General features: G+C 68.4%; 20 protein-coding genes and 1 tRNA gene. 9 read left to right on the top strand and 12 right to left on the bottom strand.

Features of this window, described 5'->3' with window-relative positions:
- Positions 1–8: 8 nt before the first annotated feature.
- Both fsa and HNP52_RS07775 read left to right on the top strand, forming a co-directional pair.
- Positions 9–665: a fructose-6-phosphate aldolase gene (gene fsa / locus HNP52_RS07770; protein WP_184164733.1), complete on the top strand. Its 657-nt coding sequence runs from the start codon at positions 9–11 to the stop codon at positions 663–665.
- Between the two features lie 118 nt (positions 666–783).
- Positions 784–1,677, top strand: a complete 894-nt coding sequence (locus HNP52_RS07775) for a tyrosine recombinase XerC (protein ID WP_184164736.1) — start codon at positions 784–786, stop codon at positions 1,675–1,677.
- Between the two features lie 3 nt (positions 1,678–1,680).
- Here HNP52_RS07775 and HNP52_RS07780 read toward each other — a convergent pair whose 3' ends face one another.
- Genes HNP52_RS07780 through HNP52_RS07790 form a run of 3 tightly spaced genes read right to left on the bottom strand, consistent with a single transcriptional unit; the run spans position 1,681 to position 3,640 of the window.
- Positions 1,681–2,265, bottom strand: coding sequence for a DedA family protein (locus HNP52_RS07780; protein WP_184164739.1), 585 nt, complete (start codon positions 2,263–2,265; stop codon positions 1,681–1,683).
- Positions 2,266–2,269: 4 nt separating this feature from the next.
- Positions 2,270–3,226: a glutathione synthase gene (gene gshB / locus HNP52_RS07785; protein WP_184164742.1), complete on the bottom strand. Its 957-nt coding sequence runs from the start codon at positions 3,224–3,226 to the stop codon at positions 2,270–2,272.
- Positions 3,227–3,271: 45 nt separating this feature from the next.
- On the bottom strand, positions 3,272–3,640 hold the full coding sequence (locus HNP52_RS07790; RefSeq protein ID WP_184164745.1) for a YraN family protein: 369 nt from the start codon (positions 3,638–3,640) through the stop codon (positions 3,272–3,274).
- Between the two features lie 89 nt (positions 3,641–3,729).
- Between HNP52_RS07790 and HNP52_RS07795 the strand changes: the two genes are divergently transcribed.
- Positions 3,730–3,909 carry a hypothetical protein gene (locus tag HNP52_RS07795; RefSeq protein WP_184164748.1) on the top strand — a complete coding sequence of 60 codons (180 nt, stop codon included), beginning with the start codon at positions 3,730–3,732 and terminating at the stop codon, positions 3,907–3,909.
- Between the two features lie 54 nt (positions 3,910–3,963).
- Here HNP52_RS07795 and rsmI read toward each other — a convergent pair whose 3' ends face one another.
- Complete coding sequence (rsmI, locus tag HNP52_RS07800) at positions 3,964–4,803, bottom strand: 16S rRNA (cytidine(1402)-2'-O)-methyltransferase (protein ID WP_184164751.1); 840 nt, start codon at positions 4,801–4,803, stop codon at positions 3,964–3,966.
- A 12-nt stretch (positions 4,804–4,815) separates the two neighbouring features.
- Here rsmI and HNP52_RS07805 point away from each other — a divergent pair, with 12 nt between their 5' ends.
- The gene (locus HNP52_RS07805; protein WP_184164754.1) at positions 4,816–6,012 is read left to right on the top strand and encodes a penicillin-binding protein activator; all 1,197 of its coding nucleotides are present in this window, start codon (positions 4,816–4,818) and stop codon (positions 6,010–6,012) included.
- A 165-nt stretch (positions 6,013–6,177) separates the two neighbouring features.
- On the opposite strand, the gene hemW is transcribed toward HNP52_RS07805, so the two are convergent.
- From hemW to HNP52_RS07820, 3 genes are all read right to left on the bottom strand, one after another.
- Positions 6,178–7,308, bottom strand: coding sequence for a radical SAM family heme chaperone HemW (gene hemW / locus HNP52_RS07810; protein ID WP_184164757.1), 1,131 nt, complete (start codon positions 7,306–7,308; stop codon positions 6,178–6,180).
- Between the two features lie 15 nt (positions 7,309–7,323).
- Positions 7,324–7,397: transfer RNA gene (locus tag HNP52_RS07815), tRNA-Gly, on the bottom strand.
- A 175-nt stretch (positions 7,398–7,572) separates the two neighbouring features.
- Positions 7,573–8,040: an Lrp/AsnC family transcriptional regulator gene (locus HNP52_RS07820; protein WP_184164759.1), complete on the bottom strand. Its 468-nt coding sequence runs from the start codon at positions 8,038–8,040 to the stop codon at positions 7,573–7,575.
- A gap of 124 nt (positions 8,041–8,164) precedes the next feature.
- On the opposite strand from HNP52_RS07820, the gene HNP52_RS07825 reads away from it, so the two are divergent.
- Positions 8,165–9,232: a Glu/Leu/Phe/Val dehydrogenase gene (locus HNP52_RS07825; RefSeq protein ID WP_184164762.1), complete on the top strand. Its 1,068-nt coding sequence runs from the start codon at positions 8,165–8,167 to the stop codon at positions 9,230–9,232.
- 3 nt (positions 9,233–9,235) lie between these two features.
- Positions 9,236–9,466, top strand: coding sequence for a hypothetical protein (locus HNP52_RS07830; RefSeq protein ID WP_184164765.1), 231 nt, complete (start codon positions 9,236–9,238; stop codon positions 9,464–9,466).
- 1 nt (position 9,467) lies between these two features.
- On the opposite strand, the gene HNP52_RS07835 is transcribed toward HNP52_RS07830, so the two are convergent.
- Positions 9,468–10,094, bottom strand: a complete 627-nt coding sequence (locus HNP52_RS07835) for a TetR/AcrR family transcriptional regulator (protein ID WP_184164767.1) — start codon at positions 10,092–10,094, stop codon at positions 9,468–9,470.
- Between the two features lie 90 nt (positions 10,095–10,184).
- Here HNP52_RS07835 and HNP52_RS07840 point away from each other — a divergent pair, with 90 nt between their 5' ends.
- The 3 genes from HNP52_RS07840 to HNP52_RS07850 are packed head-to-tail and all read left to right on the top strand — an operon-like array spanning position 10,185 to position 14,333.
- Entirely contained in the window at positions 10,185–11,648 is a 1,464-nt protein-coding gene (locus tag HNP52_RS07840; protein WP_184164770.1) for an efflux transporter outer membrane subunit, read from the top strand.
- A complete protein-coding gene (locus HNP52_RS07845; RefSeq protein WP_184164773.1) occupies positions 11,641–12,792 on the top strand; it encodes an HlyD family efflux transporter periplasmic adaptor subunit in 1,152 nt (383 codons plus the stop codon). Before HNP52_RS07840 ends, HNP52_RS07845 begins: the two co-directional genes overlap by 8 nt.
- Positions 12,793–12,803: 11 nt before the next feature.
- Positions 12,804–14,333 (top strand): DHA2 family efflux MFS transporter permease subunit, encoded by a 1,530-nt coding sequence (locus HNP52_RS07850; RefSeq protein ID WP_184164776.1) that lies wholly within the window; start codon positions 12,804–12,806, stop codon positions 14,331–14,333.
- Positions 14,334–14,638: 305 nt separating this feature from the next.
- Here the strand turns inward: HNP52_RS07850 and HNP52_RS07855 are convergent, their stop codons facing one another.
- From HNP52_RS07855 to HNP52_RS07870, 4 genes are all read right to left on the bottom strand, one after another.
- A complete protein-coding gene (locus HNP52_RS07855) occupies positions 14,639–15,421 on the bottom strand; it encodes an enoyl-CoA hydratase-related protein (protein ID WP_184164781.1) in 783 nt (260 codons plus the stop codon).
- Positions 15,422–15,614: 193 nt separating this feature from the next.
- Positions 15,615–17,036 (bottom strand): efflux transporter outer membrane subunit, encoded by a 1,422-nt coding sequence (locus tag HNP52_RS07860; protein WP_184164784.1) that lies wholly within the window; start codon positions 17,034–17,036, stop codon positions 15,615–15,617.
- The gene (locus HNP52_RS07865; RefSeq protein WP_184164786.1) at positions 17,033–20,233 is read right to left on the bottom strand and encodes an efflux RND transporter permease subunit; all 3,201 of its coding nucleotides are present in this window, start codon (positions 20,231–20,233) and stop codon (positions 17,033–17,035) included. Before HNP52_RS07865 ends, HNP52_RS07860 begins: the two co-directional genes overlap by 4 nt.
- Positions 20,234–20,239: 6 nt before the next feature.
- Complete coding sequence (locus tag HNP52_RS07870; protein WP_409372614.1) at positions 20,240–21,442, bottom strand: efflux RND transporter periplasmic adaptor subunit; 1,203 nt, start codon at positions 21,440–21,442, stop codon at positions 20,240–20,242.
- Positions 21,443–21,502 lie beyond the last annotated feature (60 nt).

Genomic DNA, 21,502 nt, shown 5'->3' on the forward strand with positions numbered 1-21,502 from the left:
GATTGCTCATGAAGTTCTTCGCCGACACTGCCGATACCGCAGACATCCGCGACCTGGCCGATACCGGCCTGCTCGACGGCGTCACCACCAATCCCTCGCTGATCCACAAGGCCGGCCGCGACTTCCTCGAAGTCGTCAAGGAGATCTGCGGGATCGTGCCGGGCATGCCGGTTTCGGCCGAAGTCGTCGCGCTCGATTTCGAGGGCATGATGCGCGAGGCGGAGATCGTCCGTAAGGTAGCCGACAATGTCGCGGTCAAGGTGCCGCTGACGATCGACGGCCTCAAGGCGTGCAAGGCGCTCACCAGCGACGGCACGATGGTCAACGTCACGCTCTGCTTCTCGGCCAACCAGGCGCTGCTCGCCGCAAAGGCCGGCGCGACCTTCATCTCGCCCTTCGTCGGCCGTCACGACGATATCGGCTATCCGGGCATGGACCTGATCGCCGACATCCGCACGATCTATGACAATTACGCCTTCGACACCGAGATTCTGGTCGCGTCGGTGCGCAACCCGATCCATGTGCTCGAGGCTGCCAAGATCGGCGCCGACGTGATGACCGCCCCGCCGGCGGTGATCCGCCAGCTGGTCAAGCACCCGCTGACCGATGCCGGCATCGCGTCGTTCATGGCGGACTGGGCCAAGACCGGCCAGAAGATCGGCTGATTCCGCGTCGCCCCGCCCCGGCGAAGGCCGGGGCCGGGTCTCGTGCCGCAGGCCGTTCGCTCGGATCGCCTGAGATCCCGGCTTTCGCCGGGGTGACGACAGGGGCTAGGGTGGGCCGGTGAACCAGCCCGCCCTTCCGCTCCTCTACGCGCAGCATCTCGCCCGCGACCGGCGGCGATCGGCGCATACGGTGCGGGCTTATGGCGCCACGGCCGAGCGGCTGGTCGCCTTTCTCCAGAAGCATTGGGGTGGCCCGGTCACCCGCGACGCGCTCGGCAAGGCGAGTGCCGCCGATCTGCGCGCCTATCTCGCGCATCGCCGTGAGGACGGGCTCACCAATGCGTCCGCCGCGCGCGAGCTTTCCGCCGTGCGTGGCTTCCTGAAATTCGCTGTCGGCGAGGATGCGGAGCTGCCGCGCCTCAAGGGGCCGCGCGTCAAGAAGGGCGTGCCCCGCCCGATCGCCCCGCACGAAGCGGTCGCACTGGCCGAAACCGTATCCGAGGAAGCGCGCGAACCGTGGCTGGCGGCGCGTGACTGGGCGGTGCTGCTGCTCCTCTACGGCGCCGGCCTGCGCATCGGCGAGGCCGTGGGCCTCACTGGCGCGGTCCTCCCGCTCGGCGCGACGATGGCAGTCACCGGCAAGCGCGACAAGACACGGATCGTGCCGCTGCTCCCCCAGGTCCGCGACGCGATCGAGGCTTATGCGAGGCAATGCCCCTATGGCGTCTCGCGCGACGCGCCGCTGTTCCGCGGTGCCAAGGGCGGGCCGATGCCGCCGGGGGTGATCCGCAAGTCGATCCGGGCGGCCCGCACCGCGCTCGGCCTGTCGGACCGCACCACGCCGCATGCGCTGCGCCACAGCTTCGCGACGCACCTGCTCGGCCGCGGGGCCGATCTGCGCGCGCTGCAGGAACTGCTCGGCCATGCCAGCCTCAGCTCGACGCAGATCTACACCGCGGTCGACGCCGCGCATTTGCTGGATGTGTACCGAAACGCGCACCCTCGCGCGTAGTGCTCAGCCTCGCGGCTTCCAGGTGAACACCCGCCACAGATAGAGCACCGCCACCGCCGCGATCGCCGCGATCGAGACCGGGGCGATCCAATGGTCGACCGTCTCGAAATTGGTGCCCAGCCAATAGCCCACGCCGACCAGGATCGTGTTCCAGATCGCGCTGCCGATCGTCGTGTAGACCAGGAAGCGGCCCAGCGGCATGTGCATCAGTCCGGCCGGGATCGAGATCACCGTGCGCCCGATCGGCATGAAGCGGAACACCAGCACGGTGATCCCGCCCCAGCGATCGAAGAAGTGGCGCAGCTTCTCGATGTCTTCCCATTCCAGCGTCAGCCAGCGGCCCCAGCGGCGTACCAGCGGCTCGAGCCGCTTGTAGCCGAAGCGCCGCCCGATCTCCCACCAGAACAGGTTGCCGATGGCGCAGCCCGCCGTGCCGGTGAGCACCAGCAGCGCGAAGTCCATCTTGCCCTGGCCGGCGGCGATGCCGGCAACGCTCATGATCAGTTCGGAAGGGACGGGAGGAATGACGTTTTCCAGCACCATCAGCAGGAAGACGCCGAAATACCCCCAATCGAGCCAGTCGACCATTGCGTCAGCGGCGCTCCGCCACGCGGCGCTCGATCGCCTGCCAGATCACCGCGCCGGTATCGCTGCCGTTGAACTTGTCGATCGCGACGATGCCGGTGGGGGAGGTGACGTTGATCTCGGTCAGCCACTCGCCGCCGATCACGTCGATGCCGACGAACAGCAGCCCGCGCTTCTTCAGCTCGGGCCCGAGCACCGCGCAGATCTCTTCCTCGCGCGCCGTCAGTTCGGTCTTGGCCGCACTTCCGCCCACTGCCAGGTTCGAGCGGATCTCGCCCTCGCCGGGGATGCGGTTGATGGCGCCGGCCACGTCGCCATCGACCAGCACGATGCGCTTGTCGCCCGCCGCCACCGAGGGAAGGAACGCCTGCACCATGTGCGGCTCGCGATAGGCGGTGTTGAACACTTCGATCAGCGAGGAGAGGTTGGCGCCGTCGCTGCCCACCTTGAAGATCGCCTTGCCGCCATTGCCGTGCAGCGGCTTGATGACGATCTCGCCATGCACCGCGAGGAAGGCGCGGGCTTCCTCCAGGCTGCGCGTCACCAGCGTCGGCGGCATGAACTGCGGATAGTCGAGGACGAAGATCTTCTCGGGCGCGTTGCGCACGCTGGCCGGGTCATTGACCACCAGCGTCCTGTCCGAGATCCGCTCGAGCAGGTGCGTCGCGGTGATATAGCCCAGGTCGAAGGGCGGATCCTGGCGCATCAGCACCACATCGGCTTCCTCGCCCAGGTCGAGCTGCACCGGCTCGCCGAACTCGAAATGGTTGCCCGCCACCCGCTGCACCGTCACCGGATGCGCCTTCGCCCAGACGCGTCCGGCCGAATAGTTCAGGTCCTCGGCGGCATAGTGGAACAGCTTGTGCCCGCGCGCCTGCGCCGAGAGCATCAGCGCGAACGTCGAATCTCCGGCGATGTTGATCGCGTCGAGCGGGTCCATCTGCACGGCGACGTTGAGCGACATTGGGCCTCCTTGGTGAAAACGCTTTAGGTGACTTATCTGGATAAGTCACCCCATCCAGGCGTTTTCGATATGGCGAGGCAGGGTGCGCGGAGCAATGAGGATTACGTCGACCCGGATATCGTCGGTCGGGCCGGCATAGCGGGGCATCAGATACTCGGCCGCGGCCGCGACCCTGGCCAGCCGGCGCTCGTCGATCGCGAAATCCAGGTCGGTGGCAGTCGCGCGGGTCTTGACCTCGACAAAGGCGACAAGGTTGCCGCGCCGCACAATCAGATCGACTTCGCCGGCCGGGGTGCGGACCCGCGAATCGAGGATTTTCCAGCCCTTGAGCCATAGCCACCAGGCCGCCCGGCGCTCGCCTTCGCGGCCACGCGTTTCCGCAGCGCGGCGATCCGTTGTCCTGCGGCCCCTCACGACTCGCAGCTGTGGATAACTTTGGTTACCATGGCCAGACCGAGTCGCACCGAACCGGGTTTATCGGTGCTTCCGGGGGGTCGCATCTGATGGAATCGAACGAACGCTATTATCGGCGTCGCGCCGCTCAGGAACTCGCAGCCGCCAAGCGGGCGATGACCGAGGCCGCGGCCCTTCGCCGTCGCCAGCTTGCCGAGACCTATCTCAGGCGCCTTGCCGAGCTTACCGGCGCGGACGAGCTGCGCATGCTCGAGCAGGAATTCGCCTGAAGGCTTCGGCTCCGCTCCTGTTTGACGGGGTGAAGCATCGGGGTGCCTCCGCGCCTAGTCGCTCCCCTTCATCTCCATCGCTCGCGCGTAAAGCGCCTTGCGATCGAGCCCCAGCTTCTTCGCGACTTCGCCCGCCGCTTTGCTTGTCGGCAGCCGGGTCAGTGCCTCGGCCAGCGCGGCGTCGGCGTCATCGGCCGTAGCCGGGGCAGGGGCGCCCGGCGGGGCGACCACCACCACGATCTCGCCCTTGGGCGGCGCCTCGGCATAGCGTTCGGCCAGCTGGGTGAGCGAGCCGGTCACGCATTCCTCGAACTTCTTGGTGATCTCGCGCGCCACCGCCGCCTCGCGGTCGCCCAGCCCCTCGGCCAGCGCGGCCAGGCAGGCGGAGAGTCGCGGCCCCGATTCGTAGAGCACCAGGGTCGCGCGCACGGCGGCGATCTCGGCGATCGATTCGGCGCGCGCCTGTTGCTTCGAGGGCAGGAACCCCAGGAACAGGAAGCGATCGGTCGGCAGCCCCGCCAGGGTCAGCGCCGCGATCGCCGCGCAGGGCCCGGGAATCGTGGTCACCGTGTGGCCCGCCTCGCGCGCGTCGCGCACCAGCTTGAAGCCGGGATCGGAGATCAGCGGCGTCCCCGCATCGGAGACCAGGGCGATCGCCTCGGTCGCCATCCGCGCCACCAGGCCGGGGCGCACCGCATCGGCATTATGGTCGTGATAGGGGAGCATTTTCCCCTTCTGGCCGAGGTGCCGAAACAGTCCCGCTGTCACACGGCTGTCCTCAACGGCAACCAGATCGGCGTTCAGGAGTATTTCCGAAGCGCGCGGGGAGAGGTCGCCGAGATTGCCGATCGGCGTGGCGACGATATAGAGGCCGGGCGTAAGAAGAGCGTTCATCGGGGAGAGTAAATGGCAGACGCGACCCTAACACCGCAACGGGGCATCCTCCGCTGGGCCGCTTTGGGGCTCGCTGCGCTCCTCGCGGCCTGCGCCAGCGGACCTCGTGTAATCCCCGAAACCCGCCCCGCGCCGACGACCGAGGCGCCGCGCGAGCGGCCCTCGACTCGGCCGATCTCGCCGGGCCTGCCCCAGGACGTCGAGCGCCACCGCGTCGCGTTGCTGGTGCCGATGACCGGCCCGAACGCCGGCGTCGGCAAGTCGCTGGCCAATGCGACGCAGCTCGCCATCCTCGACACCAGGTCGGATGTGCTGCGCATCACCACCTACGACACCGCCGGTGGCGCCGCCAATGCCGCGCGCCAGGCGATCGCTGACGGCAACAAGCTGATCCTCGGTCCGCTGCTCGCCGAGGAAGCGCGTGAAGTCGCCCCGATCGCCCGCGCCGCGCGCGTGCCGGTGCTCAGCTTCTCGAACGACACCTCGGTCGCCGGCGGCGGCACCTATCTGCTCGGCTATTCGCCGGCGCAGTCGATCGAGCGCGTGGTCGATTATGCCAAGGGGCAGGGGATCACCAATTTCGTCGGCCTGATGACCTCGGGCGTCTATGGCGAGCGCGCCGCGACCAATTTTCTGCGCGCCGTCGAGGATCAGGGCGGCAAGGTGCTGGCGATGGAGACCTATGACGGTCGTCCCGGCTCGATGACGACCGCGATCACCAAGCTGTCGCGCTCGCCCTATCAGGCGATCCTGATCGCCGGCTCGGGCGCGAGCGGGGTGACGGCGGCGCCGCTGATCCGCAAGTCGGCGGGCGGCAAGACCGCCCGCATCCTCGGCACCGAGCTGTGGAATACCGATTCGGCGATCGGCGCGAATGCGGTGCTCAACGGCGCCTGGTTCGCCAGCGTGCCCGACAATTACTATCGCACCTATGCCACCAAATACCGTACCCGCTTCGGCGCGGCGCCCTATCGCCTCTCGACGCTCGGCTATGACGCGGTGCTGCTCACCGTGCGCATCGCCCGCGAATGGCGCCCGGGCGACATCTTCCCCGAACGCCGCCTGACGGCTCCGGATGGATTCGGCGGCCTTGACGGTGCCTTCCGCTTCGGCCGCGACGGCATCGCCGAGCGCGCGCTCGAGGTCCAGGAAGTGAAGGCGGGGACGACGGTGACGATCTCGCCGGCACCGACTGGGTTCGGGAACTAGACCTCTACTCCCCTCCCGTGCGGGATAGGCATATCCTTGGGTTCCCCGGCGAAGGCCGGGGCCCAGTTGCAATGTCGTTCGAGAGGTTCGACCGCCTGACCAACTGCGCCGATGCTGGACCCCGGCCTTTGCCGGGGAACAGCTTGGGTGCAGGGTCAGGCGTTCCTAGGTAACCACCAACTCGCGCAGGATCGCCTCGAGCACCGGCATCCCGGCATCGGTCACGATCAGCAGCGTGCCTTCCCGCCGAATCAGCCCCTGCGCTTCCATCCCCGCCAGCGCCTTCGCATCCAGCGGTGCGTCCGGGATGCGTGACAGGTCCACGCCTTCGGCCAGCCGCAGCCCCATCAGCAGGGCCTCCACGCCGCGATCCTGCGGATCAAGCGGGTCCTCGCGTTCGATGCCATGCCCGTTGCGCTCGATCGCGCTCAGCCAGTTCTCGGGCTTCTTGCGCCGCAGCGTCGCGACGCCGCCGCGCCGGCCATGCGCGCCGGGGCCGACCCCGGCATAGTCGCCATAGCGCCAATAGGTCAGGTTGTGCCGGCTCTCCGCGCCCGGCCGGGCATGGTTGGATATCTCATAGGCCGGCAGCCCGGCGGCGGCGGTGATCGCACGCGTCGCGTCGAACAGGTCGGCGGCCTCGTCCGGATCATAGGCGGCAAGCTCGCCTTTCTCGAACAGCGTGGCGAAGCGCGTGCCGGGCTCGATGGTCAGCTGGTAGAGCGATAGATGCTCGGTGCCATAGGCCAGCGCCCGGCTCAGCTCGGCTTCCCAGCCGGCGAGCGTCTGGCCGGGCCGGGCATAGATCAGGTCGAAGCTCACCCGGGCGAAGGCGCGCTGCGCGGTCTCCAGCGCGGCGAGTCCCTCGTCCACGCCATGCGCGCGGCCAAGGAACCGGAGATCCTTGTCGTCGAGCGCCTGCAGCCCCAGCGACACCCGGTTCACGCCTGCCGAGGCGATATCGGCGAAGCGCGCGGCTTCCACCGAAGAGGGGTTGGCTTCCAGCGTGATCTCGATGCCGGGCTCGAAGCCCCAATGCCGCTCCGCCGCCTCGATCACCGCGGCGACTGTCTCGGGCGGCATCAGCGACGGGGTGCCGCCGCCGAAGAAGATCGAACCCAGCCGCCGCCCGGGCAGCACCGCGGCCTCATGCTGCAGATCGACGAGCATCGCCGAGCGCCACAGCGCCTGGTCGACGCTCTCGCGGACATGGCTGTTGAAGTCGCAATAGGGGCATTTCGACACGCAGAACGGCCAGTGCACATACAGTGCTAGAGGGGCGGAGGTGTCGGTCATCGAAAATGTGGGGCTTGGAGCGGGTAACGGGAATCGAACCCGTGTATTCAGCTTGGAAGGCTGCTGCACTACCATTGTGCTATACCCGCGAGCCAAGCGCCGCCTGCCACAAGCATGGGCGTGCGGTCAACAGCGCTGGGTCGGATCGAAACCTTCTTTGTTTCCCCGGCGAAAGCCGGGGCCCAGGGTTTCTCTGCCGAATCGCCCGTGACCCTGGGGCCCGGTTTTCGCCGGGGAGCAGATAAGCGGGGAGGGCATCTCGAATCACGGAATCGGCAGCGCCGTCGTCGCCTTCACCTGCGACAGCGCCACCGTGGAATTGATTTCCTGCACCCCCGGCAGCTTGGAAAGCTTGGTGAAGAAGAAGCGCTCATAGGCATCGATATCGGCGGCGACGATGCGCAGCATGAAGTCGAACACGCCCATCAGCACATAGGCTTCGAGCACCTCGGGGAAGGAGCGGATCGCCGCCGCGAACTCGTCGAGATTGGCGCGGCCATGCGCGTTGAGCTTGATCTGGGCGAAGATGTGCGCGTTGAGCCCCACCTTCTGCCGATCGACCAGCGCCACGCGCTTCGTGATGATCCCTTCCTTCTCCATCCGGTCCACCCGGCGCCAGCAGGGCGAGCTCGACAGGCCGACCATCTCGCCCAGCTTGGCGGTGGGCATCGACGCGTCCTCCTGGAGCACCTGGAGGATCCTGCGTTCGAACGGATCGAGTTCGGCGGGCAAATCTGTTCTCCAAAATGCCGATATGGGGTGAGATATTGCCCATATGGCATTCAACTATGCAAAGAAGGCCACATTCTCCCGCAAATCCATGGAAGAGTCATCTCAGGATTTCAGGAGCCCTTTCATGGTCGATGCCCCGCAAGTAACCGCCACCCCGCCCGAGAGCGTGCATGTGCTGCGCGACGAGGAGAGCGGGCTGGACGGGGTCATCGTCCTCCATTCGAGCCGGCGCGGGCTGGCGGCTGGCGGGTGCCGGCTGTGGCGCTATGGCGATCATGCCGCCTTGGTCGGCGATGCGATGCGGCTGGCCGAGGGCATGACCTACAAGAATGCGATGGCCGATCTGCCGCTCGGCGGCGGCAAGGCGGTGCTCAACCTGCCCCAGGGCGATTTCGACCGGCGCAAATTGTTCGCGGCGTTCGGCCGGGCAGTCGCGCGGCTCGACGGCAATTACGTCACGGCCGAGGATGTCGGCACCAGCGTCGCGGACATGGAAGCGGTGCGCGGCGAGACCCGCCATGTCGCCGGCCTGCCGCCGCGCGACGGGCGGCCCGGTGGCGATCCCTCGCCTTGGACCGCACGCGGCGTGTTCCTGGCGATGGAGGAAGCTGCCCGGCGCCAGCTCGGCAGCGAGCTCAAGGGGCTGCGCGTCGCGGTGCAGGGGCTGGGCCATGTCGGCTCGGCGCTGTGCGGGATGTTGCACGAAGCGGGCGCGCGGCTGATCGTCGCCGAGCCGCGTCCCGGCGTCGCGGCCGAGGTCGCCTGTCGTTGCGACGCGGAGATCATGGGCCGCGACAGCATCCTCGATGCCCGCTGCCAGATCTTCGCCCCCTGTGCGCTGGGCGGAGTGATCGACGGAGACGCCGTCGCCCGGTTGCGCGCCCGGATCGTCTGCGGTGCCGCCAACAATGTGCTGGCCACGCCCGAAGATGGCGACCGGCTGGCCGATCGCGGCATCCTCTATGCGCCCGATTATGTCGTGAATGCCGGCGGGATCATCAGCGTCGCCGGCGAATATCTCGGCTGGAGTGTCGATGAAGTCGCGGCGCGCGTCCATGCCACCGGGCTCCGGCTCGGTGCCGTGCTCGCTTATGCCGGGCGCGAGGGGCTGGCGCCGCACCGCGCCGCCGATGCGCTGGCTCGTGCCCGGATCACCGCCGCTCCGCTCGCGCCGGTACGCGAAGCCGCCTGAGTCATGCGCCTCGATATTGTCGGCGAATCGAGCGCCGCCCTGCTGTGCCGGCTGGTCGGCCTGGCCGCGCAGCACGACCTGGTCGCGCCCGAGATGGAGGTGCGGGTGACCGAAGACGGCATGGCCGTGCGGCTCGATCTCGAGCTGGACGGTCCGCCCGGCGTGATCGTCGCGGAGAAGATGCTCCGCTGCATCGGGGTCGAGGCGGTCGCGCTCGACGGGGTGCCGCTCTAGTCTAAGGCGCGAACGCCCGCAGGAAGATATCGGCCATCTGCGCGGCCTCGTGGTCGCGCTCGGCAACCGACAGCTCAAATCCCCAGATCATCCGCTGCTGCACGCCCAGGCACAGCGAGGCGAGCACCCGCGCCGCGAACAGCGGATCCTCGCGGCGCAGCTGCCCCGCATCCATCGCCCGCTCGAAGAACGCCGCGAGCATCTGCTGGGTCGGCAGCGGTGCGCGGCGATAGAAGATCTCGCCGATCTCGGGGAAGCGCGCGACTTCGGAGGCGATCAGCCGGTGCAGCCGCAGTCCGTCGGGCGAGGAGACCTTGGCGATGAAGCCCTTGCAGAACTGGCGCACCGCCGCGCTCACGTCCTCGCCCGGCTTGAGCACATCGGCGAGCTGCGCGCGATAATCCTTGGTCGCATCGTCGAGCACCGCGGCGAACAGCTCTTCCTTGGACGGGAAATAGCTCCACAGCGTGCCCTTGGACCCGCCCAGCTCGGCCGAGATCGCCGACATCGACGCGCCCGAATAGCCCTGGTCGAGGAATACGCGCTTGGCGATCGCCAGGATCGCCTCGCGGCGTTCCTCCTTGCGTGCCTCACGCTTGCCGGGCGCCTTCTCCACTATTTTTGTCATTACCGTACTATGGGGTACGATTTTTCGGTTGACAAGATGCTGCACTGCACCCATTTGCATCGTCGTACCAGACAGTACGGTATTTAAATCATGACCCGATTCTTTCTCCGCCCGCTGCTGCTCACCGCGACCGCCGGGACCGCACTCCTTTCCGCCTGCGCGCCGGTGCCGAACCTCGGCGCCCGCCCCGAAGTGCGCGCCGCGACCGCCTATGCCGCGGACCAGTCGCTCAAGGGTGACGCCGCCAACTGGCCGGCCAATGACTGGTGGAGCGCCTATGGCGACAGCCAGCTCACCAGCCTGATCGCCGAGGGCCTTGCCGATTCGCCCGATCTCGCCGCCGCCGCCGCGCGCCTCCGCTCGGCCCAGGGCTATGCCCAGCAGGCCGGCGCGGCTTTGCTCCCGTCGGTCGGCGTCCAGGCGGGCGCGACCGAGGGCAAGCAGAGCTACAACAACGGCATCCCCGCGGCCTTCGTGCCCAAGGGCTGGAACGACAGCGGCCAGGTCGCCGCCAACCTCAGCTTCGATCTCGACCTGTGGGGCAAGAACCGCGCCTCGCTCGCCGCCGCCACCTCGGACGCCGAGGCCGCGCGGATCGAGCTCGAGCAGTCGCGCCTCGTCCTGTCGACCAACATCGCCGGCGCCTATGCCGATCTCGCCCGCCTCGCCGCCCAGCGCGAAGTCCAGGCCAAGGCGCTCGAGCTGCGCAGCCAGACCCAGAAGCTGGTCGGCGACCGCGTCACCAACGGCCTCGATACCCGCGCGGAGCTCAAGCAGGCCGATGCCGCCGTCCCCGCCGCCCGCGCCGATCTCGCCGCGACCGACGAGGCGATCGGCCTCACTCGCAACCGCATCGCCGCTTTGCTCGGCAAGGGCCCGGACCGCGGCCTGACCATCACGCTCCCCGCCGGCCCGGCCGAGAGCCATGGCCTGCCCGCAGGCGTCACCACCGATTTGATCGGCCGCCGGCCTGACATCGCCGCCGCCCGCGCCCGGGTCGAGGCTGCCGCCAGCCGCATCAAGGTGGCGCGTGCCGACTTCTACCCTTCGATCAACCTGAGCGCGCTGATCGGCTTCCAGTCCTTCGGCCTCGACAATCTGTTCAAGAGCGGATCGACCTATGGCTCGGTCGGCCCGGCGGTCAGCCTGCCGATCTTCCGCGGCGGCGCGCTCGCCGGCCAGTACAAGGGCGCCCGCGCCGGCTATGACGAAGCGGTCGCGACCTATGACTCGACCGTCACGACTGCCTTCAAGGAAGTCGCCGACGCGGTGACCAGCAAGAACGCGCTCGTCACCCGCCTCTCCGAGAGCCGCCAGGCGCTCGCCGATTCCGAGGCCGCCTATTCGATCGCCCGCCAGCGCTACGAGGGCGGGCTCTCCACCTTCCTCGACGTGCTGACCGCCGAGCAGGCCGTGCTGCAGAACCGCCAGATCGTCGCCGACCTCCAGGCCCGGGCCTTCACGCTCGACGTCCAGCTGGTCCGCGCGCTGGGCGGCGGCTTTTCCACCAACACCGCGGCCGCTGCCGCCACCAAGGACTCGACCCATGGCTGACGCCGAACCCAATCTCCATGTCGCGAACACCACCGCACCGGAGGCGCCCGCCAAGCCCAGCCTGCGCAAGCGCCTGCTCACCGGCATCGCCGGCGCGGTGCTGATCGCGGGCGTCGGCTATGGTGGCTGGTACGCGCTGGTCGGAAGCCACTATATCAGCACCGACAACGCCTATGTCGGCGCCGACACCGCCAGCGTGACTCCGATGGTCGCCGCGCAGGTCGCCGGCGTCGCGGTGTCCGACACCCAGCAGGTCAGGAAGGGCGACGTGCTCGTCCAGCTTGACGACAGCGACGCGCGGATCGCGCTCGCCCAGGCCGAGGCGGATCTCGCCAAGGCCCGCCGCCAGTACGGCCAGACCTCGGCCACCAGCGCGGCGCTCGCCGCGCAGGTCCAGGCCCGCAGCGCCGATATTTCCCGTGCCCGTGCCCAGCTCGTCGCCGCCGAGGCGGATTACGAGAAGGCGCGGGTGGACCTCGCCCGGCGCCAGCGCCTCGCCCCCAATGGTGCGGTGTCGGGTGAGGAGCTTACCTCCGCGACCAACGCCTTCTCCTCGGCCAAGGCCAATCTGGAGCTGGCGCGCGCCGGGGTGGCCCAGGCCAATTCGACCCGCGGCGCCGCCACGGGCGAGCTGGCCGCGAACAACGCGCTGATCAGCGGCACCACCGCCAATTCGGCACCCGAAGTGCTGGCGGCCCAGGCCAGGGTCGATCAGGCCCGGCTCGACCTGCAGCGCACCGTGATCCGTGCGCCGGTCGACGGCGTGGTCACCCGCCGCGCCGTCCAGGTCGGCCAGCGTGTCGCCCCCGGCGCGCAGCTGATGCTGATCGTTCCGATCAACCAGCTCTATGTCGATGCGAACTTCAAGGAAGGCCAGCTGACCCGCGTCAAGGTCGGCCAGCCGGTCACGCTCAAGTCGGACCTGTACGGCGGCAATGTCGAATATCACGGCAAGGTCGTCGGCCTGTCGGGCGGCACCGGTTCGTCCTTCGCGCTGATCCCGGCGCAGAACGCCACGGGCAACTGGATCAAGGTGGTCCAGCGCCTGCCGGTGCGCGTCCAGCTCGACCCGAAGGAGCTCGCCGAGCACCCGCTGCGCGTCGGCCTTTCCATGGACGCCGAGATCGACGTCTCGAAGAACTGAGGACCCAGGCCATGAACGGCAAGGCCGAGGAAATGGCGCCGCTGAAGGGCGTGTCGCTGATCCTGGCGGGCGTGGTGCTCGCACTCACCAACTTCATGGTGGTGCTCGACACCACCATCGCCAACGTCTCCGTGCCGCACATCGCCGGCAGCTTGGGCATCTCGGGCAGCCAGGGGACGTGGATCATCACCTCCTATGCCGTGGCGGAGGCCGTCTGCGTGCCGCTCACCGGCTGGCTCGCCGGCCGCTTCGGCACGGTGCGCACCTTCACCTTCGGCATGATCGGCTTCGGCGTCTTCTCGGTGCTGTGCGGCCTGTCGACCACGCTCGGCATGCTCGTCGCCTGCCGTATCGGCCAGGGCCTGTGCGGCGGCCCGCTGATGCCGCTCAGCCAGACCTTGCTGATGCGCATCTTCCCGCCCCAGCAGCGCGCCCAGGCGATGGGCGTCTGGGCGATGACCACCGTCGTCGCGCCGATCCTCGGCCCGATCCTCGGTGGCACCATCTCGGATAGCTGGTCGTGGCACTGGATCTTCTTCATCAACATCCCCGTCGCCGCGCTCTGCGCCTTCGGTGCGATGCGCCTGCTGTCGAAGGTCGAGACCCCGACGAGCAAGCTGCGCGTCGATCGCGTCGGCCTGATGCTGATGCTGCTGTGGATCGGCGCGCTGCAGATCATGCTCGATCTCGGCCGCGAGCATGACTGGTTCAACGACACCACGATCGTGATGCTCGGCGTCACCGCGCTGATCGGCTTCCTGGTGTTCCTCGCCTGGGAAGGGACCGAGGACCAGCCGATCGTCGATCTGCGCGTGTTCCGTCATCGCGGCTTCACCGTGGCGGTGGCATCCTTGTCCTTCGCCTTCGCGACCTTCTTCGCCTCGGCGGTGATCATCCCGCAATGGCTGCAGACCAGCATGGGCTACACCGCGACCTATGCCGGCTATGCCACGGCCTTCACCGGCGTGGCGGCGGTCATCATGTCGCCGATTGTCGCCAAGCTAAGCACCAAGGCGGATCCGCGTGCGCTGGTCTGCTTCGGCATCCTGTGGCTCGGCTTCACCTCGCTGCTCCGCGTCCACTGGAACAGCCAGGCCGATTTCTGGAGCCTCGCCTTCCCGCAGATGCTCCAGGGCATCGGCATGCCCTTCTTCTTCATCCCGCTGACCACGCTCGCGCTGGGTTCGGTGCGGCCGGAGGAGACGGCATCGGCGGCGGGCGTGATGAGCTTCCTGCGCACGATGGCGGGCGCGATCGGCACCTCGATCGCCACCACCGCCTGGGACGACAGCGCCCGCGTCGCGCGCAGCGAGCTTACCTCGAAGCTCAACAGCGACGGGACGGTCAATGCCCTGACCGCGCAGGGCTTCTCGCTCGATCAGGCGCGCGCCACCATCGCCCAGCTGGTCGATAAGGAAGCCTTTGCGCTGGCGACGAGCCACATCTTCCTGCTCTCGGCGATCGTCTTCGTCGCGGCGGCGATGATCATCTGGCTGACGCCGCGCCCCACGCGGGCCGTGGGGCCGGGAGCGGCGCATTAGGGCGGGGGCTACAACGCGTAACGTTACCGCGCTCCCTCTCTCGTCCTCCCCGCTCTCTCCCTCGTCATCCCCGCGAAGGCGGGGATCCAGGGTTACTCCGCGCATCGCTTTTGGCTCTGGATCCCCGCCTTCGCGGGGATGACGAAGAATCTTGGAGGGGCGCTGTCCCTTCAAACCGCCAGTTCCCCGGCGAAGGCCGGGGCCCAGTTTCGGCGCAGGTGGTTAGGGCGGTCAAACCTCTCGAACGACGTGGCAACTGGGCCCCGGCCTTCGCCGGGGAACTGCTAAACCAAATGTCACCCCGCTCACTTCCCCGTGAAATTCGCCTTCCGCTTCTGCAGGAACGCCAGCCCGCCCTCCATCGAATCCGCCGTCCCGCGCGCCGCACGCTGGTGATTGGCTTCCATCGCGAGCGTCTCTTCCAGCGTCAGTTCCAGCGCCTGGCCCAGTCCGCGCCGGATCATGCCCAGCGCCTGGGTCGGCCCCGCGGCCAGCCGGGTGGCCAGCGCCAGCGCCTCATGCTCCAGCTGCTCGTCCGAGACGACGCTGTGCACCAGCCCCCATTCGCGTGCCTTCGCCGCCGGCAGCTTCTCGCCGAGCATCATCATCTCGGCGGCGCGGGCGCGGCCGACCAGCCGGGGCAGCAGCCAGGTCGCGCCGCCATCGGGCACCAGGCCGATATTGACGAAGGCCTGGAGGAAATAGCCGGTGTCACTCGCCACGCAGAAATCGGCGGCCAGCGCCAGGCTGCAGCCGATGCCGGCGGCGGCACCGCGCACCGCGCTCACCACCGGTACGCCAAGCCGCGTCACCGCCAGGATCGTCGGGTTGTAATGGTCGGTCAGCGCCGCATGGGTGGCATTGCCGGGATCGGCCGACGCCAGCGCCCCGCTTGCGACATCGGCGCCCGAGCAAAAGGCGCGGCCGGCGCCCTGGAGCAGCACCGCGCGGGCGCCGTCCAGATTGGCGAGCGCGTCGCGGATCTCGTCGAACATCTGGGGCGGCGCGGCATTGAGGCGATCGGGCCGGTTGAGCGTGAGCACCAGCACATCGCCGGCGCGCGCGGTCAGGATCGTCTCGTAGGCCATGCTTCCACTCCCGTTTCTCTTCGCAACCGATAGCGGGGAAGGGAGGGGCGGAAAAGCGGGGGTGATTTTCCGCTAGGGCAGCGGGGCCTGTTCCCTGGGCTGCTCCCCGGCGAAAGCCGGGGCCCAGGGTTTCTGTGCCGAATCACTCGCAATCAATCCTCCCCCGGAGGGGGAGGATTGGGAATGGCCTCGCTCAGTTCTGAGGCGCTACCGCCTCCGGCCCGTTCGCCGTCGTCGTCAGCAGCGAATCCCCGCCCAGCGTGCGATACAGCGTCACCAGGTTGGTCGCCTCGACCAGCCGCGTGTTCACCAGCCCGCGCTGCGCGGTGTAATAGGAGCGCTGCGCGACCAGGTTCGCCAGGAAATTGTCGATGCCGCCGCGATAGCGCGCTTCGGACAGGCGGTAGCTGTCCTGCGCCGCCGTCAAATTGGCGGTGTCGGCCTTGAGCTGGTCGGCGATCGTGCCGCGCCGGGCCAGCGCATCGGCGACTTCGCGGAAGGCGGTCTGGATCGACTTCTCATAGCTGGCGAGCGCGGCGTCACGCTGCGCCTGGCTCGCCTGCACGCCCGCGCGCCCGGCGCCGGCGTTGAAGATCGAATAGCTGCCGCTCGCGCCGCCCGACCAGTGGAAGCCCTCGCCCGAGAACAGCCCGCTCAGCGCGTTGCTGGCAAGGCCGAGCAGTCCGGTGAGCGAGATGCGCGGGAACAGCGCGGCGCGCGCCGCGCCGATCTCGGCATTGGCGGCGCGCAGCGTGTACTCGGCCTGCACCACGTCCGGGCGGCGAAGCAGCACGCCCGAATCGACGCCGGCGGGCAGCTCGGCGACGGTGGGCGCGGCTTCCTCGATCGCCGAGGAGAGCAGGGCGGGGTCGATCTCGGCGCCGACGAGCAGGCGCAGCGCGTTGACGTCCTGTGCCAGCGCGGTGGTCTGCGATGCGACGTCGGACTGGGCGCTGGCCAGCGTCTGCTGCGCCTGGGCCAGGTCGGTGCGCGGGGCGATGCCGCCCTTCAGCCGCATGTCGGTGAGCTTCACCGAGCGCTCGGCATTGGCCGCCGTGTCCTGCGCGATCTTGAGCAGGCTGGCATCGGCGGCATGGTTGAGCCAGGCCGAGGCGATGTCGCCGATCAGGGTCAGCCGCGTGGCGCGCGCGGCCGCTTCGGTCGCGAACCAGCGATTCTGCTCGGCGCGGGTGAGCGAGGCGACGCGGCCGAACAGGTCGAGCTCGAATGCCGGGATGCTCACACTGCCGGTGAAGCTGGTCTGGCGGTCGCTGCCATCCGCCTTGGAGACGGTGGCGCCGGCCCCTGCGTCGAGGCCCGGGATCCGGTCGGCGCGCTGGATGCGGTATTGCGCGCGGGCGGCGGTGATGTTGGCCGCGGCGATGCGCAGGTCGCGATTATTGGCCAGCGCCGTCTCGATCAGCTTCTGCAGGCGCGGATCGCGGAAGATCTCCTGGTACGTCACCGTCGGCAGCGCGGCCTCGTTGGCCTTGAGATAGGCGTCGCCCACCGGCCAGCCCGGCGGCACCGGCGCGGCCGGGGTCTCGAGCTTGGGGTCCATCGAGCAGCCGGCCAGCGCGCTGCCCAGCATCAGGGTGAGGACGATGCGCTTCATGCCTGCGCCTCCGGCTTGTTGCGGCCCATTCGCCCGCGCACCGCCTTGAGCGAATCGCGCACACCGCGGCGGACGAGCACGAAGAACAGCGGGATGTAGAAGATCGCCAGCACCAGCGCGGTCAGCATGCCGCCGATCACCGCGGTGCCGATCGCGATGCGGCTGTTGGCGCCGGCGCCGGTCGAGATCGCCAGCGGCAGCACGCCGAACATGAAGGCGAGGCTGGTCATCACGATCGGGCGGAAGCGGATGCGTGCCGCCTCCAGCGCTGCCTCGATCACCCTTTTGCCTTCCTTCTCGGCGCGCTCGGCGAACTCGATCATCAGGATCGCGTTCTTCACCGCCAGGCCCATCGTGGTGAGCAGGCCGATCTGCAGGTAAACGTCGTTCTGCAGGCCGCGCAGGCTCACCGCGAACACCGCGCCGATCAGGCCGAGCGGCACCACCAGCATCGCGGCGACCGGGATCGACCAGCTCTCGTACAGCGCGGCCAGGCACAGGAACACGATCAGCAGCGACACGCCGTACAGCAGCGGCGCCTGCCCGCCCGCCAGCCGCTCCTGATAGGAGAGGCCCGCCCAGGCGACGCTGGTGCCCGGGATCTGCGATGCGAGCTGCTCCATCCGGTTCATCGCGTCGCCCGAGCTCTTGCCCGGGGCCGGCTGGCCCTGGAACTCGAAGGACGAGATGCCCTGGAAGCGCGACACCGTGGTCGGCGCGGTCGCCCAGCCGATCGTCGCGAAGGCGGAGAAGGGCGCCATCTGCCCGTTGCTGCCGCGCACGAACCATTCGCTCAGGTTCTGCGGATCGGCGCGATAGGGCGCGTCGCCCTGGACATAGACGCGCTTCACGCGGCCGCGGTCGATGAAGTCGTTGACGTAGCGCCCGCCCCAGGCGGTCGACAGCGTGTTGTTGACGTCGGCCTGGGTCAGCCCGAGCGCCGCCAGCTTCTCCTGGTCGATCTGGATGTTGAGCGTCGACACGTCGGGCAGGTCCGACAGGCGCACCGCCTGCAGGTCCGGATCGGCATTGGCCGCGGCGAGCAGCTTGTCGCGCGCCGCGACGAAGTCCTCGCGCGACATGCCACTCGAATTCTGCAGCTCGAGCGTGAAGCCGTTCGACTGGCCGAGCCCGCGGATCGCCGGCGGCACCAGCGCGAAGACCTGGGCATCGCGGAAGTTGCGGAAGGCACCCGCCGCGCGCTGGACGATCGCGTCCGCCGCATTGTCCTTGCCCGGGCGATCGTCCCAGGGGACGAAGTTCACGAAGCCCTGGCCGGTATTCTGGCCGCTCGCGCCGCCGCCGCCGCCGCCGCCGGTCACGGTGAAGGTGGTCTTGACGTTCTTGCCTTCCTGCTGGGTCAGGTATTTCTCGATCGCCAGCTGCACTTCCTGGGTGCGGCTCTGCGTCGCACCCGCGGGCAGGCGGAACTGGACGCTCGCCGCGCCCTGGTCCTCGGTCGGCAGGAAGCCGGTCGGCAGGCGGTAGAACATCAGCACCAGCACCGCGCAGACCAGCAGGTAGATCAGCAGGAAGATCCACTTGCGATCGACGACATAGGAGATCGTCCGCGTGTAGCGATCGATCGTCCATTCGAAGCCCTGGTTGAACTTCTCGGTACTCGTGCGGAACGCGTTGCCGAGGAACGGCACCCGGCGCGACAGCCAGCCGCTGCCCGGCTCGGCCATGTCCTTCTTGCGCTTGAGCACGGTCGCGGTCAGCGCCGGGCTCAGGATCAGCGCGACCAGCACCGACAGGATCATCGCCGAGACGATCGTCACCGAGAACTGGCGATAGATCACGCCGGTCGATCCGCCGAAGAACGCCATCGGCAGGAACACCGCCGACAGCACCAGGGCGATCGCGACGAGCGCGATCTGGATCTGGTCCATCGACTTGATCGTCGCCTCGCGCGGGGTGAGGTCGGGATCCTCCTCCATCAGGCGCTCGACATTCTCGACCACCACGATCGCGTCGTCGACGAGCAGGCCGATCACCAGCACCAGCCCGAACAGGGTCAGCGTGTTGATCGAATAGCCCAGCGCATAGAACACCGCGAAGGTGCCGAGCAGCACCACCGGCACCGCGATCATCGGTACCAGGGTGGCGCGCCAGCTCTGCAGGAACACGAACATCACGATGACGACCAGCACGATCGCCTCGATCAGCGTCATCACCACTTCGTGGATCGAGAGCTTGATGAACTCGGTGGTGTCGTTGGCATAGGCGTAGTTGAAGCCCTCGGGGAACTCCTTCGCCGCTTCCGCCACGGTCGACTTGACCAGCTCGGCGGTCTTGAGCGCGTCGGCGCCCGGCGCGGTGCTGATCGCGATGCCCGAGCCCGGATGGCCGTTCACCCGGCTGACCGCGTTGTAGTTCTCCGCGCCCAGCTCGATCCGCGCCACGTCCTTCAGCAGCACATGCGCGCCGTTGGTCTGGGTCTTGAGGATGATCTTGGCGAACTGCTCGGGCGTCTGCAGCCGCGATTGCGCGGTCACCGTCGCGTTCAGCATCTGCGAACTCGGCATCGGCTGGCCGCCGATCTCGCCTGCCGCGATCTCGGTATTCTGGTTGGTGATCGCGGTCACCACGTCGCTCGGCATCAGGCTGTAGCTGGCCAGCGCCGAGGGGTTGAGCCAGATCCGCATCGCATAGGGCGAGCCGAACACATTGACGTCGCCCACGCCCGGCAGGCGCGACAGCGTGTCCTGCAGGTTGGACGAGAGCCAGTCGGAAACGTCGCGATTGGTGCGCTTGTCGGTCTCGTCATAGACGCCGACGAGCAGCAGCGTGTCGGGGTTCGACTTGGTGACGCGCACGCCCTGCTGCTGCACCTGGTTGGGCAGGCGGGACAGCGCCTGCTGCACCTGGTTCTGCACCTGCACCTGGGCGATGTCGGGATCGGTGCCCTTGTCGAAGGTCGCGCTGATCGTCACCTGCCCGCGCGAGGTCGAGGACGAGCTGAAATAGAGCAGCCCGTCGATGCCGGTCAGGTTCTGCTCGATGATCTGCGTCACCGAATTCTGCACCGTCTCGGCCGACGCGCCCGGATAGGTGGCGCGGATATTGACCTGGGGCGGCGCGATGTCCGGATATTGCGCGATCGGCAGCGAGAAGACCGCGCCCAGGCCCATCAGCATCGTGATGATCGCGATCACCCAGGCGAAGATCGGGCGATCGATGAATACGCGGGACATAGTGGCTTAGCCGCCCTTCGACTTGGAGGCGCCGGTGCCCTGGCCCTTGCGGGGCGTCTCGATCTTCTGCGGCGTGTCGGCCGGGACCGGGCGGATATCGGCATTGGGCTTCAGGTTGGCGATGCCCTGGGTGATCACCTTGTCGCCGGGGTTGAGCCCCTTGGTGATGACCCAGAAGGCGCCCTGGGTGCGGTCGGCGGTCACGTCGCGGCGCACCGCCTTGTTGTCGGCGCCGACCACCCAGAGCTGGGCGCTGCCCTTGGCGTCGCGCGACACCGCCTGCTGCGGCACCAGATAGGCGCGGGTGTCGACCGCCTGGGTGAACACCGCGCGGACGAACATGCCGGGCAGCAATATGCCCTCGGGATTGTCGAAGCGGGCGCGCAGCGTGACCGTGCCGGTATTCTGGTCGACCATCACTTCGGAGAATTCGACGGTGCCGGTGCGGCCATATTCGCTGCCGTCCTCCAGCTTCACGCGTACGCTGGCGCTGCCGGGCATCACGCCCTGCTGCTGGAGCGAGCGGCGCAGCGCGAGCAGCTCGGTGCTCGATTGCTGGATGTCGACGAAGATCGGGTCGAGCCGCTGGATCACCGCCAGCGGATCGGCCTGGTTGCTGGTGACCAGCGCGCCTTCGGTGAACAGCGAGCGGCCGATGCGGCCGGTGATCGGCGCCGGCACCCGGGTGAAGTGCAGGTTGATCTTCGCGGTCTGCAGCTGGGCGCCGCTCTGGGCGATCTGCGCGCTCGCCTGGCGCGACGCGGCCAGCGCGTCGGTATAATCCTGCTTCGAGACCGCCTCGGCCTCGGCCAGCGGCTTGTAGCGATCGGCCTTGGTCCGCGCCGCCTCGGCATTGGCGCGGGCGTTCTGCAGGCTGGCCGAAGCCTCGGCCACGCTGGCGGCATAGAGGCGCGGATCGATCTGGTAGAGTGTCTCGCCCTGGCGGACGATCGTGCCTTCCTTGAACAGGCGCTTGAGGATGATGCCCGCCACCTGCGGACGCACTTCGGAGACCTGATAGGGGTTCACCCGGCCGGTCAGCTCGGCGACGACCGGCACTTCGCCGGGCTGCACCACCACGAAGCCGACCTGGGGCGGCCCGCCCGCGCCCTTCTTCTGCGCGGACTGGCTGCCGCTCCCGCACGAGGCGAGAATCAGCGTGGCGGAAAGCAGGGCAAAGGCAGGAAGGCGGGATCCGCCAGCAGTGATTCGGTGCAAGTGTTCAACCCGGATCAAGGCGCCGACTCGGGGCGCGGTTCTATGCGGAAA

The sequence above is a fragment of the Sphingomonas kyeonggiensis genome (assembly GCF_014204495.1).
In the GTDB taxonomy this organism is placed as follows: Bacteria; Pseudomonadota; Alphaproteobacteria; order Sphingomonadales; family Sphingomonadaceae; genus Sphingomonas; species Sphingomonas kyeonggiensis_A.